Source organism: Piscibacillus halophilus (assembly GCF_900110685.1).
In the GTDB taxonomy this organism is placed as follows: domain Bacteria; phylum Bacillota; class Bacilli; order Bacillales; family Alkalibacillaceae; genus Piscibacillus; species Piscibacillus halophilus.
Map to the genome: position 1 here is coordinate 1 of NZ_FOES01000043.1, position 20,814 is coordinate 20,814.

Genomic DNA, 20,814 nt, shown 5'->3' on the forward strand with positions numbered 1-20,814 from the left:
TCTTTATGTATATCAAGTTTTTTCTTTCTGTGTTGAGTTGAAGCAACCCATAAAGCCATTTCTTCTGGTGATTTCTCTAAATAGTTATATAACGTCCCCCTTGAAATACCAAGCTTGTCTGCCGTTTTTGTTTTGCTAAATCCTTGTTCTAATAATTGTTGAATCTTAATGTACACTTCCCACTTTTCCACCTTTCGCACCTCCAGCAAAGTTAATGAACTCTAAAAACCTATCATATACTTTTCCGAAGGAAATTTGGTAAAAAAGTGTTCAATTTTATCTAGCGAAAACTGTATAATTTAGTTTAGCAGTTACACATGTCTTCTTTACAAGCTAAAGGCGTTCAATTCCTCCAAGACCCTCAACCATGTCCACCTGGCCGTTATACCACATTTAAAGATCCTAATGGGAATCAAATTGAATTATTGGAATTCTCGAAGGTGAAATAAGCAAGATGCTACCTTGAAGTAAGGTAGCATATTTTTATGAGCGAATTTTATAATATATGAGCGAAAAGTTAATTTTTTGAGCGATTTTTTTATTTTTTGAGCGAAAATTTAGTTTTTTGAGCGAAAATCAAAATTTTTGAGCGTTTTTAATTATAAGTTTATACTTATAATTTTTTATAGTACCCGGTTGCTGAACCAACATAACCATTTCGTTCGTAAAACTTATGTGCTTTCTGACGTTCTTCACGGTTCCCACTATTTAGAGTTAACATATGACAACTTTGATCCTTTGCCCAAGCTTCAGCCGCTTTTAGCAAATCACGTCCAACCCCTTGTCCTCGCTGTGATTCTTTTACCACCATGGAGACTACCCTCACATAAGGTAGATCATGCTCATAACGATAAGCCCTTATCATCCCGATCATACCAATGACGCCCTCTTCCACCTCATAAATTAACGTGTGGTAGTCGGGGTGGTTATGTATTCGTACAAAACGTTTTTCCATGTTTTCGACTTCAGTTGGATAATCTAGGTCACCCATTAGCTCCGCAAGTACCTGAATATCATTCATATTAGCTTCACGTATCATTAGACTTTCTCCTTCACATAATTTCGTAAAAACTCAATATCTTCTTTATATTGAAAATCACTTAAGTTTTTTCAATGTAAAAATAAAAAGTTTACAAGAAAAACAAAAATATAATTTAAATTAAAAAGAACATATTTTTTATTGAAAATAAAATTATGGTTTTCTTTAATTAATAGATAAGTTAATATTATATGTAATTGTAGTTTTTACCATTATTACCAAAAAAACTATTTATGTATTATTTTTGTTTCTTATTATATAGATTATTTGTATAATACTAGCTAAAAGAAAAACTAAACTAGTTAATGGATGAATGTTTACAATACTTAAATTATCAATTATTACCTCTTTAAATAGTTTTATTATAGATAATACTCCTAAGATAAACCAACTTACTATAAGAAATTTCTGTGCTTTAGACACTTAAGTAACCTCCAAACATTTGAATTACAATTTTATACATAATATAACAGAGAGTAAATCTCAAAAAAACAAAAAAGGGAGAGATTTTTATTTTATCTAAAAAAAGTTTATTATACTGCAGATAGTCTTGATAATACATATGACCCTAATCAAAGGTTTAAAGTTTCTAAATATGTGTATTATGCGGATGAACCTACTATGAATAGTGTAGGTTTTTATAAAGTTATAATTACCAATGTAACTACTGGAGAAGTCTGGGAGAGTGAATCAAAAAACATAGGTCCGTCTCATTAAAAATTTTTAACGTGTATAAAAGTTGTAATTATAAAGGAATTTATGGGAGTGTCATTTACATTTTTTAAATAAAAAAGGCTTCAAACTCACTAAGAGCCTTAAACCTTATGTCTATCTTTTTATTTAATTTTTATTTGTTCCTATTTTCACTTCTTAACTACAAAAGATTCAAACCTATAATGAACGGTTAAAGCTATTTCGAATAAACACTTGCAATCAATATTTCTATATGTTTGTTTTAATAAATATCCGTTCACTGTCAGAAACTCGATTAAGATTACGCCAAGCAATTTTATAAATTAGCCCATCTGGATCGTGTAAGGACATCTTTCCACCAACCACATTGACTCTAAAGTATTTAACAAAAGATTGGTCAGATTCTTTCACAAATAACTCATCTGAAATTTCAACTAGATATCCGGTTTCTTCATAAACCTCTCGTATACAGCATTCTTCAAAATTTTCTCCTTTTTCAAGGCCACCTGAAGGGACTGACCACATTTTTTCTTCATGGGGTGCCCCTTGGTAAATCATTAATAATTCATGTTGCTCGTTGATACAGACAGCTGCTGCACCTTTCCACTTGGACATCAAGACACTCTCTCCTTTCTTCCTACTCAATGATTTCGTGAAAATCGCTACTTTTCCTGCTTATTTATTTAATCAAACGTTTGATTAAATCATGTGTTTTGAAACATCCACATAAAAATATATAATTTAGAATATGTATTACTATCCAATTTGGGGTAAGGGTGAGAAGGAATGAAAAGATTGGCTGTATTCTGTGGTTCAAGAGACGGCAATAACAAACTTTATAAAAAAGACTCTAAAGAATTAGGTAGACTCCTGGCTGAACAAAATATTGAACTCGTCTATGGCGGAGCAATGGTCGGTTTAATGGGCTCGGTAGCTGAAGGAGTACTTGAAAACGGTGGAAATGTAATTGGTGTTATTCCTGAAAAATTAAAAACCGTTGAAATCATGCATCCTGGTTTGACGAAACTACACGTCGTTAATACGATGCATGAACGGAAAGCAATGATGGCAGAACTCTCTGATGCCTTCGTAGCCCTACCAGGGGGAGCTGGGACCTTAGAAGAGTGGTTTGAAGTATTCACATGGGCTCAAATTGGATACCACTGGAAACCATGTGCTCTACTTAATACGAACGGTTACTACACTCCTTTAATCGACTTATTCGACCACATGATTTCAGAAGGCTTCGCAGATCCACATTATAAAGATGGCATCATTATAGATGATCGGCCTAAACTTTTAATCGAGCAATTAAAACAATATAAATAGAGCATTCATTGTGAAATGCTCTATTAGTTGTGTATTCTAAGTGCCATTTGAACTACCCTCAGTCGTCCTACTACACATAAATGGATATTATTCACCTTTCGTTAAATCCAAATCAAATGTAGTTTTTTCTCCAACAATCTTCGGATACATTAAGTTTTCAATTTTAACATGTATTTGATCCGTATTTTCAAAGGTGTTTTTATTAATAACAAACCCATTCATAATTTGACTTGAGATTGTGTTGCCACTTTCATCAGTTATGCTAACCTTATTGAACTGTCCATTGTGGTCTTGCAGTTGATTGTAGAAAAAATCTTGATCGACATGTTGTTCAAAAGACATGTCCATTTCTATGAAATACTCTCTACCCCTTTCCGTTACGTTATTCAATTTATATTCAATGCCATTTTTCTCCGCAACGATTTCATCAACCGCTTGTCTACCTTGATCAATAAACTCATCCGTATTAATCGTAAACTCTATCTCATCATCACTTATCAAAATAATTTCACTTAGACCAAGTTCAACTTCGCCACTGTAACCATCCAAGTTAAGTATATCAATATCAAAAGGAGCTTCATCGAACTCAAAATACGTAGAAGAACTCGTATCTGACAACACTTCTCCAGATATACCGAATACCTGATCAACATTTGATTCATAGTCGAGTATTAATTGATTCCCATATAAACGACTTCTAACTTCTTCTAACGTAAATGTCATCTCATCATCTTCATAGATTACTTGATTGATTGACTGATCATTGGCATACTCATCTTCTTGATCTTTATTAAATATTAAAGGAATCTCTTGGTCTTTAAGTTTGTGTTCTCTATTCCTACTTATTAATGAAATGTCAAATGTATAGGTATCATCTACTTGTTCGACTAACTCACCATTATTATCAGTCATCGGCTCTAACCCAACTAATGTATAAAACTTATTATCGTAAATAACTGGAGCACTACCATACTTATTACTTATGCCTTGTTTATTAGGATGAAAATGGGCATGATACCCTTCCTCGTCCTCTTTATAAAGTGTACTAAAAATAATATTAATACCTTCTGAAGTATACCAAATATATTCAACCTCAAATGTATTGTCACCATCCTCAAACGAAACACGGTGATCAACATTTTGAACCATCCCTAGTTCAACAGCCTTCTCAAACCCTGGAGCTGCCATAGTATCTATTCTCGAGATTAGCTCTTCTTCCGAATCAACCATTTGATACTGAGGTGTAATAACATCTTCCTCTTCACTCGAGTCTTCAATTTCAGGTTCATCTGGTATTGGATCTACTTCTTCCTCACTTTCAATTGATATTGTCTGATTTGTTGGGTTAGTTGTTAATTGAACATAGATAATAAAAACAGCCACAATAACTCCAACAATTATTAACTGTATTCCATTCGGCTTTTTTGATTTTCGTTTTTGCGGTTCCAAGAACTCCTCACTCCCACACTCTCTGTATTAAACTACTATTGTCCAAAGTAATTTTATAAACATCAGGGTTAGATAAGTTCTTCCAATCTTGAAAACCATATCGACGATCAAAATGCTTCAACATTAATGTCAACAAATTTCCATGACTTACAATGATCGTAGTTTTTACTTGTCCAAGTTTAATCGCTTCGAAAATGGGCAAAAATCGTTGAGTCGCCTCATAACTTGACTCTCCACCCGGTAGTTTCATATGTAAATCATTAAACGATTGTTCGAGAGGTTCTAACCAATTGTCTAGTTTTTCAGTACTTAATACTCGTTCCTTCAAATCTTCATGAACGTAAATATCTAAATTCTTTCTTTCCGCTGTTGGTAGAATGGAATGTACTGCGCGTGTATATGGGCTCGTAATAATTTGATCAATGTCCTGATCCTCAAAAAAGTCAGCTAAATGTTGAGCTTGAGTTAATCCTTTATCTGTTAACTCACAGTCTGGAGCTTGTCCAGTCGCTTGACAATGTCTAACTAAATAGATGATTTTCTTCATGTTCGTCCCTCCTTCACCCTCTATTTCGACAAAAATACATAAAATTCCTTGAGCTTTATACCTTTAACTTTTTCAAATAAACATATATCGTTATAGAAAAGGTTGAAGTAGGAATGAAAAATGTTAATGGAAAAGTTACCCTCTTTTACACTACAAGACGAAAACGATGAGGCCGTTTCTACAGATGAGTACATTGGTAAAAAGACTTTAATTTTTATGTGGCCGTCATGGTGACGTTGTCGTGAGCAACTGCCTGGATGGCAGGAATTTTATGAAAAGCATAAAAACAACAACTTTGAGATTTTATCAGTAGCTGTTGATGTTCAAGGAATGAAAGTCGCAAAACCTTTTACGGAAGGGACAACATTTAGAACATTAGCTGACCCAGATAATAAACTAGCGAATCACTTTAACTTTAGCATCGTGCCTAACGGTATTTTTGTTGATGAAGATGGAACGATCCGTCTAATCAAGCAAGGATTTCACAACCATAAAGGCGAACATATTGAAGCTGTAGAAAAACTTATTCAAGGGAAAGCTAAAATAGTGGAATTAGACGACAAATACTATGAACCACCCTCTCACTCTGACTTATTACAAAAGCAATTAGCTCAAACAAAATTTAGATTAGGAATGGAATATTTAAGACAAGATCGAAAGGAAGAGGCCTTAAAAGAATTAGACGAGGCATTATTACTCGATTCAGATAACTTTTTAATTCGTAAGCAACGTTGGTATATTCGATATCCGGAGAAATTTTCGCCTACTATTGATATCAAGTGGCAGCAACAGCAGCTGGAAAAAGAACGGCAAGAAGAAGCTGAACAGACTGGAATGGTGTGTGGGCCTGAGGGTTGTTATATCCCAGGGACTGAATTTAAAAAATAGGTGGCATAGTCAAGCTCCGCCACCTATTTTTTCTTCTACTTTAATTTTCATAACATAAACCAAATTATGATGTTCAATCAATTCTTCCTCTATTTATTCTTCCAACGCCTCACGTACCGCTTCCTCAGCATGAATTTCTGTAGTATCAAAAACTGGTAGACTCACATCACTGTGTTTAATTAACAGGCCAATCTCTGTGCAACCTAAAATAATTCCTTCAGCACCTTGATCCCTTAAGTCTTGAATAACATTTAAATAATAATCTTTAGAAGCCTGTTTGATGTTACCTAATACTAATTCTTCAAAAATAATTTCATTTACTTTGTCACGTTGAGCATCATTAGGTACGATTACTTCCAACCCTTGCTCCTCTAATCGTTCTTTATAAAAAGTCTGCTCCATCGTGTATTTAGTTCCTAATAGCCCAACTTTTTGAATGTTTTTTTGTTTTATAGCGTTTGTGGTGGCGTCTGCGATGTGAAGAATTGGGACCGTGATTCGTTCTTCGATGATGGTGACCACTTTATGCATGGTATTTGTCGCTAAAATAATAAAATCCGCGCCCGCCAATTCTAACGAACGAGCCGCGTACCATAAAGTATCTCCAGCTTTCCACCACTCGCCATTTGCTTGGTATGCTTCAATATCAGCAAAATCAACGCTATATAAAATACATTGAGCAGAGTGTAAACCGCCTAGCTCTTGATTGATTTTTTCATTTATTAAATGGTAATAAGTCGCAGAGGATTCCCAACTCATACCACCAATAATTCCAATCGTTTTCATTCTTTCACCTCTCCTCGACATTACCCGGGAAATATTTTCATAAAACTACAGTTTTAAATCTGTTGATTCGACAAGTTGAATACCATAGTTGTTTACTAATGCTTTCCATGCTTTTTCATTCTCTTCTTCAAATCCCGGAATGCAACTCATGCCATCTTTTAATACATAGATGTTCTGTGTCCATTTTAAATCATTCGAGAAGTGTTCAGCAATTTGTTTAACTGACTCGTAAACACAATGGGACTCTGCCTCCCCAGCAATGATAACTTGATCGAATTGTCTTATATAATTAAGTAAACCTTCATTCGTTCGTACGGATTGGCTATACTCTGGTTTAATAATTCCATACATCTCACTTAAAGGATCTTGACCTTTTACCACTTTCTTAATTCTAGTCTGGCGTACTGTTGAATGATAATGAATCATTTTGGAAAATTGACTTTCTAACGTAGCTCCTGGGGTCCCTTCAATACAATGATAGGGCCAAATGCATAAATTCTTCTGTCCTAACTTTTCTAAATGACGAACATAGTCTATACTCGCATCTTGTTCTTTAACCGGTTTCCATTTCCCTTGTTCTATATCATTCGATGTAATGATCGTTAATGGTTCAGGATGTTCTCCTTCTTGATTAACCCACCATGATGGATGGAATATTTGGTTTAACTCATGAGTGTCTAACGAAACCGCGATTTCGGTAATTTGACCTAAGTTGTCATACAAAAATTTAGTGATTTGCTCCACATCTTTATGAGCTCCTGGTACTCCTAATGAGCCTTCTTCCATAAAATCGTTTTGAATATCGATCCCTAAGAAAAGCACCTTATGACGATCACTATGAGATGGTGTTACGTTTTCTTCTAACCCAAACTCCACAACTTCGTTTAAGTCCACTTTTTCATATGTACCAATTTTAGCAGTGTTAACGATTTGTGAGTAAGACGTATTAAGCATTTCATCCCCTCCTACTAACTATTATAAACGAATAAAGGATCTCTTTCATTTTTTCAACCTGTGTCATATATATTTACATTAAGTCAATGTATATAAAACTTTTTCAAAAATGGTGTTGACCCTCACGTAATGTCATAGTTTACAGTTAAATTGAGGTGATGATATGTATCAAGTTAAGGAAGTTTCAGAGTTATCTGGAGTGAGTGTACGCACACTACACCATTACGACAACATCGGTTTATTACAACCATCAAAAGTAGCCGATAATGGTTACCGTTATTACAACGATGAGAACCTTAAGCAATTACAACAAATTCTGTTCTTTAAAGAACTCGATTTTTCATTAAACCAAATTAAAGAAATTATGGATGATCCAGAGTTCAACCAAAAAGAAACGTTAATGAATCAACGTCATCTACTGGAAAAGAAAAAACATCGCCTCGAAAAGCTGATTAATACCATTGATGAAACCATTGATTCAATGGAGGAGGGAAAAAATATGAGTAATAAAAAGATGTTTGAGAGCTTTAACATGGATGACATTAAAGCTCATCAAGAAAAATATGCGAAAGAAACAGAAGAAAAGTACGGTCACACTGATGCTTATAAACAGTCTAAAGAACGCACATCTAAATATAATGAACAAGATTGGAAAACCATACAAGAAAAATCCCACTCAATCTATACACGTTTAGCAGGGCTAATGGACCGATCGCCCCGTGAGCATGAGGTTCAGTCGGTAATCGGAGAATGGCATTCATTAATTCATGATAACTTTTATGAATGCCCACCTGAGATGTTCAAAGGATTAGGTGACTTATATATCAGTGACGAACGTTTCACTAAGAACATTGACCAATATGGTGAAGGCTTAGCTTCTTTCATGAGAGATGCTATGCACATTTATAGTGAGCAAATGTCAAAATAACCTTTCTGCTGCCTCGATCAAACGAGGCAGTTTTTTTAGCTAATTAAAGGATTTTAGCATGATTGTGCATAAATAACATATTATCTAATTGATTAAATTTGGGGAGAGGTTAAAATGAATAATCACGAAATTGATTACGAGCTACATGGAGATGACATGCAATTTGTCGAAGTTGAATTAGATCCTAATGAGACCGTCATCGCTGAAGCAGGAAGTCTAATGATGATGGAAGATGGCATCCAAATGGAAACTATTTTTGGAGACGGCTCTGAGAACCAAGGAGGGTTTGTAGGAAAGTTATTAGGAGCCGGAAAACGTGTTATTACGGGCGAGAGCCTTTTTATGACAGCATTTACGAACTCAGATACAGGAAAGAAGCGTGTTTCTTTTGCTTCACCCTACCCCGGAAAAATTGTACCTATGGATTTAAGTGAATTGGATGGCAAAATCATTTGTCAAAAAGATGCGTTCTTAGCTGCTGCCAAAGGAGTATCGGTCGGTATTGATTTTCAAAAGAAAATTGGAGCAGGCTTCTTTGGAGGAGAAGGGTTTATTATGCAGAAGCTTGAAGGTGATGGAATGGCCTTCGTTCATGCTGGCGGAACGATTTATCGGAAGGATTTACAACCTGGAGAAAGTTTACGTGTAGACACAGGTTGTTTAGTCGCTTTAACAAGGGATGTAGACTACGACATTCAATACGTTGGTGGTGTTAAAACAGCGTTATTTGGAGGAGAAGGTCTGTTTTTTGCAACGTTAAGAGGACCCGGTTCTGTCTGGGTGCAGTCCTTACCATTCAGTCGTCTTGCTAGTCGTGTATTTGCAGCGACACCTGAACGTGGTGGAGAACAAAAAGGTGAAGGTAGTTTAGCCCAAGGTCTTTTCGATATTTTTGGAGGAGACCGACGATAAATAAATGAATTTCATTTACACATACTAATCGTAACTCTCTAAAAAGAGGTGATAGTATGGGTAAAGATGAACATAAAAGAAAAAGTAAGAACCGCATGGCTCAAACGCCAAAGAATCAGCTTAGAGCTCAGGATGTAGAATTTTCGCAGTCTATGGCTGATCAAGAGGATTTAGAAGCTCAAGCTAGAGCACGTGAAGCGGATCGCCGTGCACAAAACCAAAAACGATAATGTTGTAAAACACTTGGACGATTATCAGTCCAAGTGTTTTACTTTTGACGTTTTATGCCAATTACCTTACCAACTTGTTCAGGCTTAATCATATGTTGATGTTCACTCCAAGCCTGTTCAATTAGAGACAGGAATTCTTCAGGGAATGGCGCAGATTTTCGGGTACGCGAATCCACTCCAATAATCATTTGTTCACTTGTTGCAATAGGTTCTCCATTAGCATTCATCATTTTTAAAAACACATGAAGACGTTTAGAATCATAATCAATTAATTGCCATTCTAAATGTAACACTTCTCCTAAAAGAGCTTCTTTTAAATAACAAAGGTGTGTTTCTAAAGTGAAGTATGTATATTCATGCTGTTCAAGTTTTTCACGAGATATTCCAAGCCCCAACATCATTTCGTATCCAGCTTGGCTAAAAACTTTTGCGTAGACAGCGTCATTCATATGCTGATTATAATCCACCCATTCTTCTTTAACTTGTATAGAAAAATCTAATGGAATCATCACGTCACCCTTCCTCATTTTAAAAATATGCTTGCAGGACGTGATGGTCCTGCAAGCATTTCTCATTAAATCTTTTGTTTTTTCAATCTAAGTGAGTTTGATACGACCGACACTGAACTAAAAGCCATAGCAGCTCCTGCTACCCATGGAGCTAATAGCCCAATGGCTGCAACTGGGATTCCCATACTGTTATAAAAGAATGCCCAGAATAAATTTTGTCTAATATTTCGCATCGTTTTCTTACTTAACTTAATGGCATATGAAATATTCGTTAAATCGCCACCAACTAATGTGACATCAGCAGCTTCAATCGCAACATCTGTACCAGTTCCAATCGCCATACCAATATCAGCTATTGCTAAGGCTGGTGCGTCGTTAATACCGTCACCGACCATTGCGACTTTTTTGCCAGCATCCTGTAATTTTTTAACTTGATCAGCTTTATGCTCTGGTAACACTTCAGCAAACACATTTTCTTCTGGGATCCCGACTTCTTTAGCTACTGCTTTAGCCGTACGGGTATTATCACCTGTCATCATATAAACACCGATTCCCGACTTTTGTAAGTTTTTAATAGCCTCTTTAGATGTTGTTTTAACGGTGTCTGCAATAGCAATAACAAATCTTAATTCAGAATCAATAGCGGCTAATACCGCTGTCTTACCTTCTTTTTCAAATGCCTGTAGTTTTTCTTCGGCAAGTTCTATATTAATTCCTTTTTCAATCATTAATTTACGGGTTCCGATGAGAATTTGATGTTCCCTAACACTTGCCTCAATTCCATGGCCAGAAACAGCTTCAAATGAAGTTGGGTCTTCTATCTCTAAGTTTTGTTCTGTCGCATATGCCATCACAGCCTCTGCGAGTGGGTGCTCAGAACGTTTTTCTGCAGAGGCGACTAATGTTAGATCATCTTTAGAGCCTGAAATTGTTTCTACATTTGTCACACGTGGTTTACCTTCTGTAATGGTCCCTGTTTTATCTAGTAATACAGCTTCAATTTCTTGCGTTCCTTCTAAATATTCGCCGCCTTTAAATAAAATTCCTTTTTCTGCCCCACGTCCTGAACCAACCATAATTGATGTTGGAGTAGCTAATCCTAAAGCACAAGGACACGCGATCACTAATACGGCAATCGAAGCTTCCAAAGCTGACCCCCATACACCTGGGTCGACCATAAAGAACCACACAAGAAACGTCACGATAGCTATAGCGACCACAATCGGTACAAAAATACCTGAAATTTTATCCGCCATCCGTTGAATAGGTGCCTTAGAACCTTGTGCTTCTTCAACAATTTTAATAATTCCTGCCAGTGCTGTATCTTTACCGACTTTTTTCGCAACCATTGTGATCGTTCCATTTTTATTAATAGTTGATCCAATGACAGGGTCCTCTTCTCCTTTATCGACGGGAATGGATTCACCTGTAATCATCGACTCATCTATCGAAGTCGAACCTTGTATCACTTGACCATCTACCGGTATTTTTTCACCTGGTTTAACCACAATATAGTCGCCAACCTGCACCTGTTCAACCGGGATGCGTTCTTCCTTACCATCACGTAAAACCGTCGCTTCTTTCGCTTGTAATTTTAACAAGTTCGTAATCGCAGCTGTCGTACGTCCTTTTGCAAGTGCTTCAAAATATTTTCCTAAAATGATTAACGTAATTAATATGGCACTTGTCTCGAAGTACAGTTCAGCATGCATTATGGCTCCTGATTGCCATAGTAATGTTTGAACAACACTGTAAGAATACGCCGCAGAGGTACCTAACGCCACTAAGACATCCATATTGGCACTCTTATTTGATAGCGCTCGGTAAGCACCAGTATAAAACGGCCATCCGACATAAAATTGAACAACCGTTGCTAAAACAAACTGTGTCCAAGGATTTTCAATAAACGCTGGCGCTGATACTCCAATGTCAAAAGGCATGTGCCCCAACATAGTTAATAACAGCGGGAATGAAAGTATAGCTGAGAAAATGAACATGTTACGTCTATGACGAATCTCTTTTTCCTTATGAGATTCTTTGTCATCTTGATCTTCTTGTTTAACGACTGCTTCATAACCAAGTTTTTTAACTTTCTCAATCACATCATCAACCGAAACGACCCCAGGGGTGTATTCAACTGTCCCTGATTCAGTAGCTAAATTAATATTGGCTTCAGAGATCCCTTCCATTTTAGAAAGACCTTTTTCAATTCTCGTTGAGCAAGCCGCACAAGTCATTCCTCTGATATCAAGTTCTACCTTTTCTTCCTGTACACCATAACCTAACTTCTGAACTCGATCGATAATATCATGAATAGTGGCTTGATTCTCATCAAATGACACAGATGCTTTTTCCATCGAAAGATTCACATTGGCATCAACACCATCCATTTTATTAAGCACTTTCTCTATTCTTGTGGAACAAGCAGAACAAGTCATACCGGTTATATCTAATTGAGTTTGTTTACGATCTTTATCATCCGTCACCATTATTATCAAGTCTCCTTACTTGGAATACTGATTGATGACTTTCATCAATTCATCCATATACTCTTCTCCATTACCTTCCTTAACAGCATTCGTCACGCACATTTTGGCATGACGTTCTAACATCTGATAGCCAACTTTATCTAATGCAGCTTTAACTGCAGAGATTTGTACAAGTACATCGACACAATAACGATCTTCATCGATCATTTTTTGCAAACCTCTTACTTGGCCTTCTATTCGTTTCAACCGGTTAGTAATACCCTCCTTCTCAGAATGGGTTCGAGGGACAACCGGCTCTTCTTGATTTACCATTTTAATGTCCTTATCATTCATTTTTCTCACCTCTCAACTATATACTATACCCCCCTAGTGTATTTTGTCAACGAAATAGAATTATATTTTGAGGGGATAAAAATAAATCTCCGCTCAAAATGAACGGAGATGTTTAACAATGGTTATGCCACTACATCGTAGCCTTGCTCATCAATGGCCTCTTTAATTTGTTCGACTGACACTTTAGCTTCATCATATTTTACGTCAACTTTTCCTTCACCCAAGTTAACGTTTACTTCTGAAATGCCATCTAATTGATTTAAAGCACCTTCAACAGAAGATACACAATGACCACAAGACATACCTTGAACTGTTAGAGTTAAATCCTTCATGATTTGTTCCCCTTTCTTTAATTTCCTGACTATAATATATCATACCCCCGAAAGGTATTCAAATTCACAGCTTATACAATATAAATATATACTTATAATATAAAAACCTGTTCTTATATACCCCCTTAAGTATTTATTCATAATATTAGAGACAAGCGTATATCTTTATATAGTAAGGATGATTTCTGAATCTGAAGGGAGTTCGCTTTCATGGACGTGGTGTTGTTTTCAGCAATAGTACTTGTACTTAATTTGATTCTTATTATGTTCTTTATTCGTCCTACAGGTAAACAAATGGAATCTATGATCACCACTATGGTCTTGACTTCTTCATTTGGATTATCCATTGGGTTTATGATGTGGTTTATATTTAATCATGCATTGACTGCCACTTTATTATCAATTAGTACAGCGGCTTTTCTTGGCATGGTCATTGGGGGAAAATTTGGAGTTAAATGCCAAATTGAGGGTTTCTTTTCTGGATTAATGGCGTCTATGATGGGCATTATGTTGATTATGATGTTTAACCTCCCTGATGGACAGTTTCTATTGATGGTTGGGTTAGCGTTTCTATGCTGTATAACCATTTTCTCAATCGCGAGGCAACACAATCTCAACTATAAACTTTTACTATTGCTTTGTATAACGGTAACATTCGTATTCATTATGTTTTCTAAAGTCGAAGAGACAGAGCATAGACAACACCATTTGCATGAAACGCTTAATCACTTATACAATTATTGATAAAAAGGGGGATTATTAGTGTCTTTTCTTGGAATCGTGTTTACGCTCTTACCCATTGTTTTGGTCATTTTAGCATTATTATGGCTTTTACAAATTAGAGACTACTCTGAACAACAAGTTAAACAAAATAAAGAAATCATACAGTTATTAAAAGAACTTAAAGATAAAGCGTAGGTGAACATTCCACCTACGCTTTATTTTTTTCGATCCATTTTTTCAGTTAACATCAATAACACTAATAAGCCGATTCCAAAGACTAGGAAGATCATTGCAGCAGAAAAAGCAACGAATAGCTCTCCAGTAGCAAGACCTGATGTAACAGCTACAAATACACCAAATAGCATTAACCCAACGGCTAGTGCATATAAACCTGCACGGACCTGATTCATCGCATATTTCTTTTTAGTTTCTCTAGCAAGTAAACTGTACGTTAAGACCGTAACTCCAATCACGATAAATATACTCGTTCCTGATTTAGCAACTGGCTCTATTCCCATAAAAAACATACTGAATGTCATTAATATTCCAAATAAAATGACCATCACACCAATGACGATTCCACCAGTGGATATTCGATTTGTCATGGAATCATACACTTCTTTCTTCGCTTCTTGACGTCCAACCTCACGCATATCTTCAACCAAACCACTTAAGTCACCCATTGACACTTTTGCCTCTTTGAAGGCTTCTTCATCTGTCATGTCCTGATTTTTGTAGTCTTTTATTCTTTCATGCATATTAGTCGTCAACTCTTGTTTTAAGTCAAAAAGCTGTTGGCTCCTCCCTACTTCTTTAAATAAATCTTCAATATATTTCTTAACTTGTTCATTTAGATTCATCTGACTTTCCTCCCGTAATTAATTGATCTAACACTTCTTTAGCAAATAGCCATTCTTCTTTGTTTTGTTCATACTTTTTTATACCGTCTTCTGTAATTCGATAATATTTACGACGTCCTCCTTGGGTTTCATCTCCCCAATAAGATGTTATGAAGCCATCTTTTTGTAAACGTCTAAACGCCGTGTATAGCGTTGCCTCCTTTAATTCGTATTGACTTTGACTTAATTCAATAATCTTTTTATAAATTTCATAACCGTAACTATCACCTTGTCTTAAAATGTTAAGAATAATTGTGACCGTGTGACCACGTATTAAATCCGTCGATATATTTGAACTCATATACCTCGCCTCCTGAAATATATCATAATACATATTACTATTTGTGTCAAAGTAATATGTTAAAAATAACAACTAAACTTGTTTTAACTCAACAAAGCTGGTTATAATATAAATATAAAAGTGGCATAAAATAATAAAAACCGCTGGTGCTGGCACACCAACGGTCACGTACAACAGCCCTTATAGGGGCGGCTCGCATTAAGGATAGTAACGACCCTAACGCTTACCAGGCATGAGGGTGGTTACTTTTTTTGTGACAGTAGTAACACCACAAATGATCCAAATGTTAGCATGATCATCATGGCTTCAAACACCGTCATAGGCATCACCCCCTTTCAACAAGGGGCGAGCCACCACCCTAAAAAGCCTTATTGTACATTAACTATTCTAACTAATTTGAACCTAAAACAAACACTTATTTAAAAAACACTTCATATTTTTCACTTAATACTACTCCACTCGTCAAAAAATTCCTCTAAATAGTGTTCCATAAATTGATGGCGCTGTTTTGCCATTTCATAGCCCGTATTAGTTTTCATTAAATCCTTCAGTCTAAGTAGTTTTTCATAAAAATGATTAATAGCCGTACCATCACGTTTTCTGTACTCCTCTAAGGACATACCCTCACGTGGAATCGTTTCAGGATCATGAATGATATTGCCTTTTGAACCTGCATATGTAAAACATCTCGCAATACCAATAGCTCCTATGGCATCTAAACGGTCCGCATCTTGTACGACCTTAGCCTCTAAACTATTTAAGGTTGGACCATGCCCTCCTTTAAAAGATATAGATTGTATAATAGTTAAGATCTGTTCACGTTGATTTCCGGTTACTTTTATTTGATCAAGCCAATCCGTCACACGTTTTACCCCTGCTTCCTCTGTTTCATTTAACTTTTCATCAGCTAAATCATGTAATAAGGCAGCCATGGTACAGATTAGAAGGTCAGCTCCCTCTTTTTCAGCAATTCTCCTTGCTGTCTTTGTCACACGAAAAATATGCCACCAATCATGCCCTGAACCTTCATTTTCTAACTCACTACGTACGAATTCCATTGTTGATTGAATTAGATTATTCATTTTATTCACCTCTTTTATTTGGCGGTTTTAACTTTTTATTTGGCAGTTTTTTATTTCTAATTGCAAGAAACCTCTACCAACTTGCAAGTTCACAATACCTATTTGCCAACACCTCTACTTTACTAGCAAAAAAAGGACACTTATTTGCGAAAACTATGCTTCTATTTGCGAATCATGGTTGAATTGCAACAATTATACCAAAACAACATATTAATCTTTACAAATTTTCAATAAATGTTATTCTTTTAAGTGTACGAAAACTGCATATCCGTTATGGAACGCACTAGGGGAGCTGTATTTAACGGCTGAGAGGGCAAATGCCCGACCCTTATGACCCGATCTAGATAATACTAGCGTGGGGAAGTGTAGTGAAGCTGTATGTCTTGAAATGTTTTTATGAATAATACAGATCAACTGCATTCCCACGGGAGTGCAGTTTTTTTATTGAATAAAATTTTAAGGAGGAGTTTTCATGACTAATCAATGCGGAACAAGTCGAATTGCGGGGTGCCAATTTACACTCTATCCAATGAGCGACAACTTTGTTGACATCATTTTATCAGCTCTAGATGAAGTGGATAGCTCAAAAGTATGGAAGGATACCGATGATGTAAGTACTTGCATACGCGGAAAAATGGTACACATTTTCGATGTGACGGAGGCTATTTTCCTCCATGCAGCGAAAACGGGGGAACACGTCGCAATGAGTGGAACATTTTCAATTGGCTGCCCAGGTGATTCATCTGGAGATGTCTACATGGATGAAACAGACGAACCACAAAATCAAGCTAACATTCAAAGCATTGAACAAGAAGCGGGCTGCAAATTTGCGCTATACCCAATGGGGCGTGAAGACTATATGGAACAAATCATGAATCAGATTGACTTATCGAAAAGCCGTGGAGTTAAAGTAAGTGCGTCACATTATGCGACTAGATTAGACGGTGACGTAAAAGACATTTTTAGAACATTGCACGAGTCTTTTGATCAAGTACAACAAGAAGTGTCTCATGTGACGATGACGTTTACAGTTTCGGCTAATAGTCCGTCAAATCGATAAAAGGAGTGGTAAGAAATGAATCAGTGGAAACTTAAAGAAATTGTCTTAATGTCGATTTTAGGTGTTGTGTTTGGCTTTATTTACTTAGCCTTTTTTGGAGTTGGTAAAGTTCTATATGGCTTTTTCGCACCTTTCGGGTTAGCTGATATGGGTTATGAAATCATCTATGGTATTTGGTTTATTGTATCGGTCATTGCCGCTTATATTCTTCGAAGACCAGGTGCGGCCTTTATGGCTGAAATGGTAGCCGCTTTAGTAGAAGTACTCGCAGGTTCAACGACCGGTCCAGCTCTACTTATTTCAGGAGCAATTCAAGGACTAGGTGCAGAGTTAGTTTTCGCAGCTACAAAATGGAAGGATTATCGCCTACGAATATTAATCTTATCTGGTGTAGGTGCAGCTTGTTTAAGCTTCCCTTATCACTTCTTTGCTGGTGGTTTTGACGCTTATGAGAACTGGGTGGTCATTCTATTATTTGTAACACGAATCATCAGCGCCATTATCATTACCGGTTTACTTGGTAAGTTCATTAGTGATCAGTTAGCCAAAACAGGTGTACTTAGAGGTTATGCATTAGGTAAAGAATTACAACAGAAAAAGCGTGATGAAGATGTCGTTTAGCCCTTTATTGGAACTTAAAGATTATTCTTTTTCTTATGAATCACAAGAAAAACCGATTATAAACAATTTAAGTTGTACCATTCATGATGGAGATTCCATTTTATTAATGGGTGCAAGTGGATCGGGAAAAAGCACGTTGGCTCTTTGTTTAAATGGGTTATACCCGGAAGCGATTGAAGGTTATTCTTCTGGTGATATTTACTTTCGAGGAACCAACATTAACGATTTTAAAAAAGGGGAACTAAATCAAAAGATTGGAATTGTCTTTCAAGACCCGGAGAGTCAATTTTGTATGCTTAAGGTTGAGGATGAACTGGCTTTCACTTTAGAAAATTTATCGGTTCCGCGTAGCGAGATGGTTCGTAAAATTGACCGAGTCCTTGATCAAGTAAAGATGACAAATTATAAAAACAGAAAAATACATGAGCTCTCGGGAGGACAGAAACAGAAAATCGCCCTTGCAGCTGTTCTCCTAATGGAGCCAGACCTCTTAATATTAGATGAACCAACGGCTAATTTGGATCCAGTATCAAGCTTAGAGTTCATCGCGTTAGTCGGTGAACTTCAAGATAATACTGAGATGAGCATTATCGTGATTGAACATCAAGCTGATGATTGGCTACATTTGATGAACCGGTGCATAGTGTTAGATCAAAAAGGACAATTAATGCTAGATGATGTACCTGATCATGTATTTAATCAACATGCTGAACTCGTAAAGGAATTAGGGATTTTTCTACCCAATCAATATGAGAATACCGTAGAACAAAACCCACTTCCTTCAATTGTGTCTAGTACTCATCCGTGTATGTCTGTAAACCAAATGTCTTTTAAACGTAAGAAGGATTCTATTTTAAAAAATATAAGCTTTAACGTCTATCCTGGAGAATTTATTTCTATCGTCGGTCAAAATGGAGCAGGTAAATCAACATTACTTCAGCTAATGTCAAGGTTACTACAGCCTAGCGAAGGTTCAGTGACGTTTTTAAATCGTCCGCTTAATGAATGGGATGAACGTGAGTTAAGAAAGCGAACTGGCTTTGTGTTTCAAAACCCTGAACATCAATTTATTACCGACACGGTTTACGATGAAATAACATTTGGAATGAAGTTAAATGAAAAACCAGAGAAAGATTTTAAAGCAGTTGCAAATGAACTTTTAGAGACGTTTCATTTAACTCATCACAAGTGGAGCAATCCCTTTGCATTAAGTGGTGGTCAAAAGCGTCGTTTAAGTGTTGCGACCATGCTAGATGAAACGCCAGACCTTCTCCTTTTTGATGAACCAACATTTGGCCAAGATGCTCACACGACTCTTGAATTAATGAAAATCATCATTAATTTAAAGCGAAAAGGCACATCAGTCGTATTCATTACACACGATATGGATCTAGTCGATCAATATGCTGATCGAGTGATCGTGCTCAACAATGGACGTATAGCTTTAGATGGTCAACCTGAAGAACTATGGCAAAACGATGATCTCTTAAAGGAAGCTCGATTACGTAAGCCATATCGTATGGAAAGAAAAGAGGTGGAGTCAGTTGGTCTCATCCATTAATCCTAGTGTGAAAATGATTGCTGTCGTTATTCCAGGGTTAGTGTTAAGTTTAGCATTTGATGTGGTCACTCCACTTGTTTTCTTAACTTTTCTATTGCTGGTTACTTTTTTCTTCTCTGGCGTACGATTAAAAAAATGGTTAATGTTCTTTATACCACTATCGCTATTTGCTTTAGGGTTGGCTTGGACGTCGATGCTTCATACGGATGAAAAATATGCAGGTGGAGATATGCTCGTAAACTTTTGGTGGATCGAGATCACAACTGGAAGCTTACAAGTTGGGGTTAGTCTAGCTCTAAGATCGATGTGCTTCATCGCCTTAACCTTGCTCTTTGCACTGACAACGGATCCAACTAAACTAATGCTCAGTATGATGCAACAGCTAAAACTTCCACCTAAGCTGACCTACGGAATATTAGCGGGTTATCGTTTTCTACCCTTATTTAAACATGAACTAGACCTGCTTCGTCAGGCCCATCAAATACGTGGTGTGAGTCGAACAAAAGGTATTAAAGGACGAATCGAACGGTTGAAGCGTTATATGATTCCATTGTTAGCGAATGCCATTCGAAAATCTGAACGTGTGGCAAATGCGATGGAATCAAAAGGCTTCACAGGAAGTCGTCAACGAACACACTATCATGAAATTAAAGTTAAAAAAAATGACTGGGTGTTTTTAACTTCCATGATAACTGCACTTGCTATCGCCTTCTACCTTTCTTATACGTTAGGATACCTTAATATTTTCGGCAAAACATTTTAAAAAAAGGTCTCAAGTACCCTGAACTATACCCCAGTTAGTGGACTAATTAAAAAAAGTTCCTAACTGGGGTTTTGTTATGTTGATTATCTCTCATTGTTATAATGAAATTAGTCATAACTAGGACGATTTATCAAAAGAATTTTATGATCTGCCGCAGTGGAAATACACTTCGCTTTCCACGGGCACGGCTTCAACTTCCCAAAGTTCACTAACGTTCACTTTGGGTGATTTTCAGCTCGTGCTGTTCCCGTAGGAGTCTCGTGTATTTCTACTGCTGGTAAGGATTAACGATAAAGAGGTGTTTAAACATGAGTAATACAATTTTTAATGCTAAACAAATGGACCTACTTGAACAAAACCCAAACGTCAATAAAGTCTCAGATCGT

General features: G+C 36.5%; 27 protein-coding genes and 1 riboswitch. Of the genes, 12 read left to right on the forward strand and 15 right to left on the reverse strand.

Going from position 1 to position 20,814, the window contains the following annotated elements; genetic code table 11:
* Positions 1-191, reverse strand: a 191-nt coding sequence (locus tag BMY57_RS13520; protein WP_177176394.1) for a helix-turn-helix domain-containing protein, incomplete at its 3' end; no start/stop codon positions are given.
* Between the two features lie 126 nt (positions 192-317).
* Between BMY57_RS13520 and BMY57_RS16330 the strand changes: the two genes are divergently transcribed.
* Positions 318-449: a VOC family protein gene (locus BMY57_RS16330; protein WP_256205314.1), complete on the forward strand. Its 132-nt coding sequence runs from the start codon at positions 318-320 to the stop codon at positions 447-449.
* Positions 450-613: 164 nt separating this feature from the next.
* On the opposite strand, the gene BMY57_RS13525 is transcribed toward BMY57_RS16330, so the two are convergent.
* Both BMY57_RS13525 and BMY57_RS13535 read right to left on the reverse strand, forming a co-directional pair.
* Positions 614-1,039, reverse strand: coding sequence for a GNAT family N-acetyltransferase (locus BMY57_RS13525; RefSeq protein WP_091775393.1), 426 nt, complete (start codon positions 1,037-1,039; stop codon positions 614-616).
* A gap of 942 nt (positions 1,040-1,981) precedes the next feature.
* The gene (locus BMY57_RS13535) at positions 1,982-2,347 is read right to left on the reverse strand and encodes an NUDIX hydrolase (protein WP_091775399.1); all 366 of its coding nucleotides are present in this window, start codon (positions 2,345-2,347) and stop codon (positions 1,982-1,984) included.
* 171 nt (positions 2,348-2,518) lie between these two features.
* Between BMY57_RS13535 and BMY57_RS13540 the strand changes: the two genes are divergently transcribed.
* Positions 2,519-3,061 carry an LOG family protein gene (locus BMY57_RS13540; RefSeq protein ID WP_091775402.1) on the forward strand — a complete coding sequence of 181 codons (543 nt, stop codon included), beginning with the start codon at positions 2,519-2,521 and terminating at the stop codon, positions 3,059-3,061.
* An 87-nt stretch (positions 3,062-3,148) separates the two neighbouring features.
* Here the strand turns inward: BMY57_RS13540 and BMY57_RS13545 are convergent, their stop codons facing one another.
* Positions 3,149-4,510, reverse strand: coding sequence for a hypothetical protein (locus tag BMY57_RS13545; RefSeq protein WP_091775405.1), 1,362 nt, complete (start codon positions 4,508-4,510; stop codon positions 3,149-3,151).
* Positions 4,511-4,517: 7 nt separating this feature from the next.
* Positions 4,518-5,057 (reverse strand): histidine phosphatase family protein, encoded by a 540-nt coding sequence (locus tag BMY57_RS13550; RefSeq protein ID WP_091775407.1) that lies wholly within the window; start codon positions 5,055-5,057, stop codon positions 4,518-4,520.
* 249 nt (positions 5,058-5,306) lie between these two features.
* Here BMY57_RS13550 and BMY57_RS13555 point away from each other — a divergent pair, with 249 nt between their 5' ends.
* Complete coding sequence (locus BMY57_RS13555; RefSeq protein WP_091775410.1) at positions 5,307-5,945, forward strand: thioredoxin family protein; 639 nt, start codon at positions 5,307-5,309, stop codon at positions 5,943-5,945.
* Between the two features lie 93 nt (positions 5,946-6,038).
* On the opposite strand, the gene BMY57_RS13560 is transcribed toward BMY57_RS13555, so the two are convergent.
* Complete coding sequence (locus tag BMY57_RS13560) at positions 6,039-6,731, reverse strand: aspartate/glutamate racemase family protein (RefSeq protein ID WP_091775413.1); 693 nt, start codon at positions 6,729-6,731, stop codon at positions 6,039-6,041.
* A gap of 45 nt (positions 6,732-6,776) precedes the next feature.
* Positions 6,777-7,685, reverse strand: coding sequence for a cysteine hydrolase family protein (locus BMY57_RS13565; RefSeq protein ID WP_091775416.1), 909 nt, complete (start codon positions 7,683-7,685; stop codon positions 6,777-6,779).
* Positions 7,686-7,848: 163 nt separating this feature from the next.
* Here BMY57_RS13565 and BMY57_RS13570 point away from each other — a divergent pair, with 163 nt between their 5' ends.
* The 3 genes from BMY57_RS13570 (at position 7,849) to BMY57_RS13580 (ending at position 9,755) form a co-directional block, all read left to right on the forward strand.
* Positions 7,849-8,613: a MerR family transcriptional regulator gene (locus tag BMY57_RS13570; protein ID WP_091775419.1), complete on the forward strand. Its 765-nt coding sequence runs from the start codon at positions 7,849-7,851 to the stop codon at positions 8,611-8,613.
* 114 nt (positions 8,614-8,727) lie between these two features.
* Positions 8,728-9,525, forward strand: coding sequence for a TIGR00266 family protein (locus tag BMY57_RS13575; protein ID WP_091775422.1), 798 nt, complete (start codon positions 8,728-8,730; stop codon positions 9,523-9,525).
* A gap of 56 nt (positions 9,526-9,581) precedes the next feature.
* Positions 9,582-9,755, forward strand: coding sequence for a YfhD family protein (locus BMY57_RS13580; protein ID WP_091775425.1), 174 nt, complete (start codon positions 9,582-9,584; stop codon positions 9,753-9,755).
* A 38-nt stretch (positions 9,756-9,793) separates the two neighbouring features.
* Here BMY57_RS13580 and BMY57_RS13585 read toward each other — a convergent pair whose 3' ends face one another.
* The 4 genes from BMY57_RS13585 to copZ all read right to left on the reverse strand — a co-directional run bounded on the left by BMY57_RS13585 (position 9,794) and on the right by copZ (position 13,418).
* Positions 9,794-10,264 (reverse strand): thioesterase family protein, encoded by a 471-nt coding sequence (locus tag BMY57_RS13585; RefSeq protein ID WP_091775428.1) that lies wholly within the window; start codon positions 10,262-10,264, stop codon positions 9,794-9,796.
* A gap of 65 nt (positions 10,265-10,329) precedes the next feature.
* Positions 10,330-12,753 (reverse strand): heavy metal translocating P-type ATPase, encoded by a 2,424-nt coding sequence (locus BMY57_RS13590; protein WP_091775430.1) that lies wholly within the window; start codon positions 12,751-12,753, stop codon positions 10,330-10,332.
* Positions 12,754-12,768: 15 nt separating this feature from the next.
* Complete coding sequence (locus BMY57_RS13595; RefSeq protein ID WP_091775433.1) at positions 12,769-13,086, reverse strand: metal-sensitive transcriptional regulator; 318 nt, start codon at positions 13,084-13,086, stop codon at positions 12,769-12,771.
* Between the two features lie 122 nt (positions 13,087-13,208).
* Positions 13,209-13,418 (reverse strand): copper chaperone CopZ, encoded by a 210-nt coding sequence (gene copZ, locus BMY57_RS13600; RefSeq protein ID WP_091775436.1) that lies wholly within the window; start codon positions 13,416-13,418, stop codon positions 13,209-13,211.
* A 210-nt stretch (positions 13,419-13,628) separates the two neighbouring features.
* Here copZ and BMY57_RS13605 point away from each other — a divergent pair, with 210 nt between their 5' ends.
* Both BMY57_RS13605 and BMY57_RS16150 read left to right on the forward strand, forming a co-directional pair.
* A complete protein-coding gene (locus tag BMY57_RS13605; protein ID WP_091775439.1) occupies positions 13,629-14,162 on the forward strand; it encodes a hypothetical protein in 534 nt (177 codons plus the stop codon).
* An 18-nt stretch (positions 14,163-14,180) separates the two neighbouring features.
* Positions 14,181-14,336, forward strand: coding sequence for a hypothetical protein (locus BMY57_RS16150; protein ID WP_175614433.1), 156 nt, complete (start codon positions 14,181-14,183; stop codon positions 14,334-14,336).
* A gap of 20 nt (positions 14,337-14,356) precedes the next feature.
* On the opposite strand, the gene BMY57_RS13610 is transcribed toward BMY57_RS16150, so the two are convergent.
* The 4 genes from BMY57_RS13610 to BMY57_RS13620 all read right to left on the reverse strand — a co-directional run bounded on the left by BMY57_RS13610 (position 14,357) and on the right by BMY57_RS13620 (position 16,423).
* Entirely contained in the window at positions 14,357-15,001 is a 645-nt protein-coding gene (locus BMY57_RS13610) for a permease prefix domain 1-containing protein (protein WP_091775442.1), read from the reverse strand.
* Positions 14,988-15,341, reverse strand: a complete 354-nt coding sequence (locus BMY57_RS13615; RefSeq protein ID WP_091775445.1) for a PadR family transcriptional regulator — start codon at positions 15,339-15,341, stop codon at positions 14,988-14,990. Before BMY57_RS13615 ends, BMY57_RS13610 begins: the two co-directional genes overlap by 14 nt.
* A 242-nt stretch (positions 15,342-15,583) precedes the next feature.
* Entirely contained in the window at positions 15,584-15,667 is an 84-nt protein-coding gene (locus BMY57_RS16505) for a putative holin-like toxin (protein ID WP_369678862.1), read from the reverse strand.
* A gap of 114 nt (positions 15,668-15,781) precedes the next feature.
* Positions 15,782-16,423 (reverse strand): HD domain-containing protein, encoded by a 642-nt coding sequence (locus tag BMY57_RS13620; RefSeq protein ID WP_091775448.1) that lies wholly within the window; start codon positions 16,421-16,423, stop codon positions 15,782-15,784.
* A 275-nt stretch (positions 16,424-16,698) separates the two neighbouring features.
* Positions 16,699-16,802, forward strand: a riboswitch (TPP riboswitch).
* A gap of 93 nt (positions 16,803-16,895) precedes the next feature.
* Here BMY57_RS13620 and BMY57_RS13625 point away from each other — a divergent pair.
* Genes BMY57_RS13625 through BMY57_RS13640 form a run of 4 tightly spaced genes read left to right on the forward strand, consistent with a single transcriptional unit; the run spans position 16,896 to position 20,428 of the window.
* Positions 16,896-17,483, forward strand: a complete 588-nt coding sequence (locus BMY57_RS13625; protein WP_091775450.1) for a YkoF family thiamine/hydroxymethylpyrimidine-binding protein — start codon at positions 16,896-16,898, stop codon at positions 17,481-17,483.
* Between the two features lie 15 nt (positions 17,484-17,498).
* Positions 17,499-18,104 (forward strand): ECF transporter S component, encoded by a 606-nt coding sequence (locus BMY57_RS13630; protein WP_091775452.1) that lies wholly within the window; start codon positions 17,499-17,501, stop codon positions 18,102-18,104.
* The gene (locus BMY57_RS13635) at positions 18,088-19,665 is read left to right on the forward strand and encodes an ABC transporter ATP-binding protein (protein WP_091775456.1); all 1,578 of its coding nucleotides are present in this window, start codon (positions 18,088-18,090) and stop codon (positions 19,663-19,665) included. The genes BMY57_RS13630 and BMY57_RS13635 overlap by 17 nt, the downstream gene beginning before the upstream one ends.
* A complete protein-coding gene (locus BMY57_RS13640) occupies positions 19,649-20,428 on the forward strand; it encodes an energy-coupling factor transporter transmembrane component T family protein (RefSeq protein ID WP_091775459.1) in 780 nt (259 codons plus the stop codon). Before BMY57_RS13635 ends, BMY57_RS13640 begins: the two co-directional genes overlap by 17 nt.
* Positions 20,429-20,814: the final 386 nt, after the last annotated feature.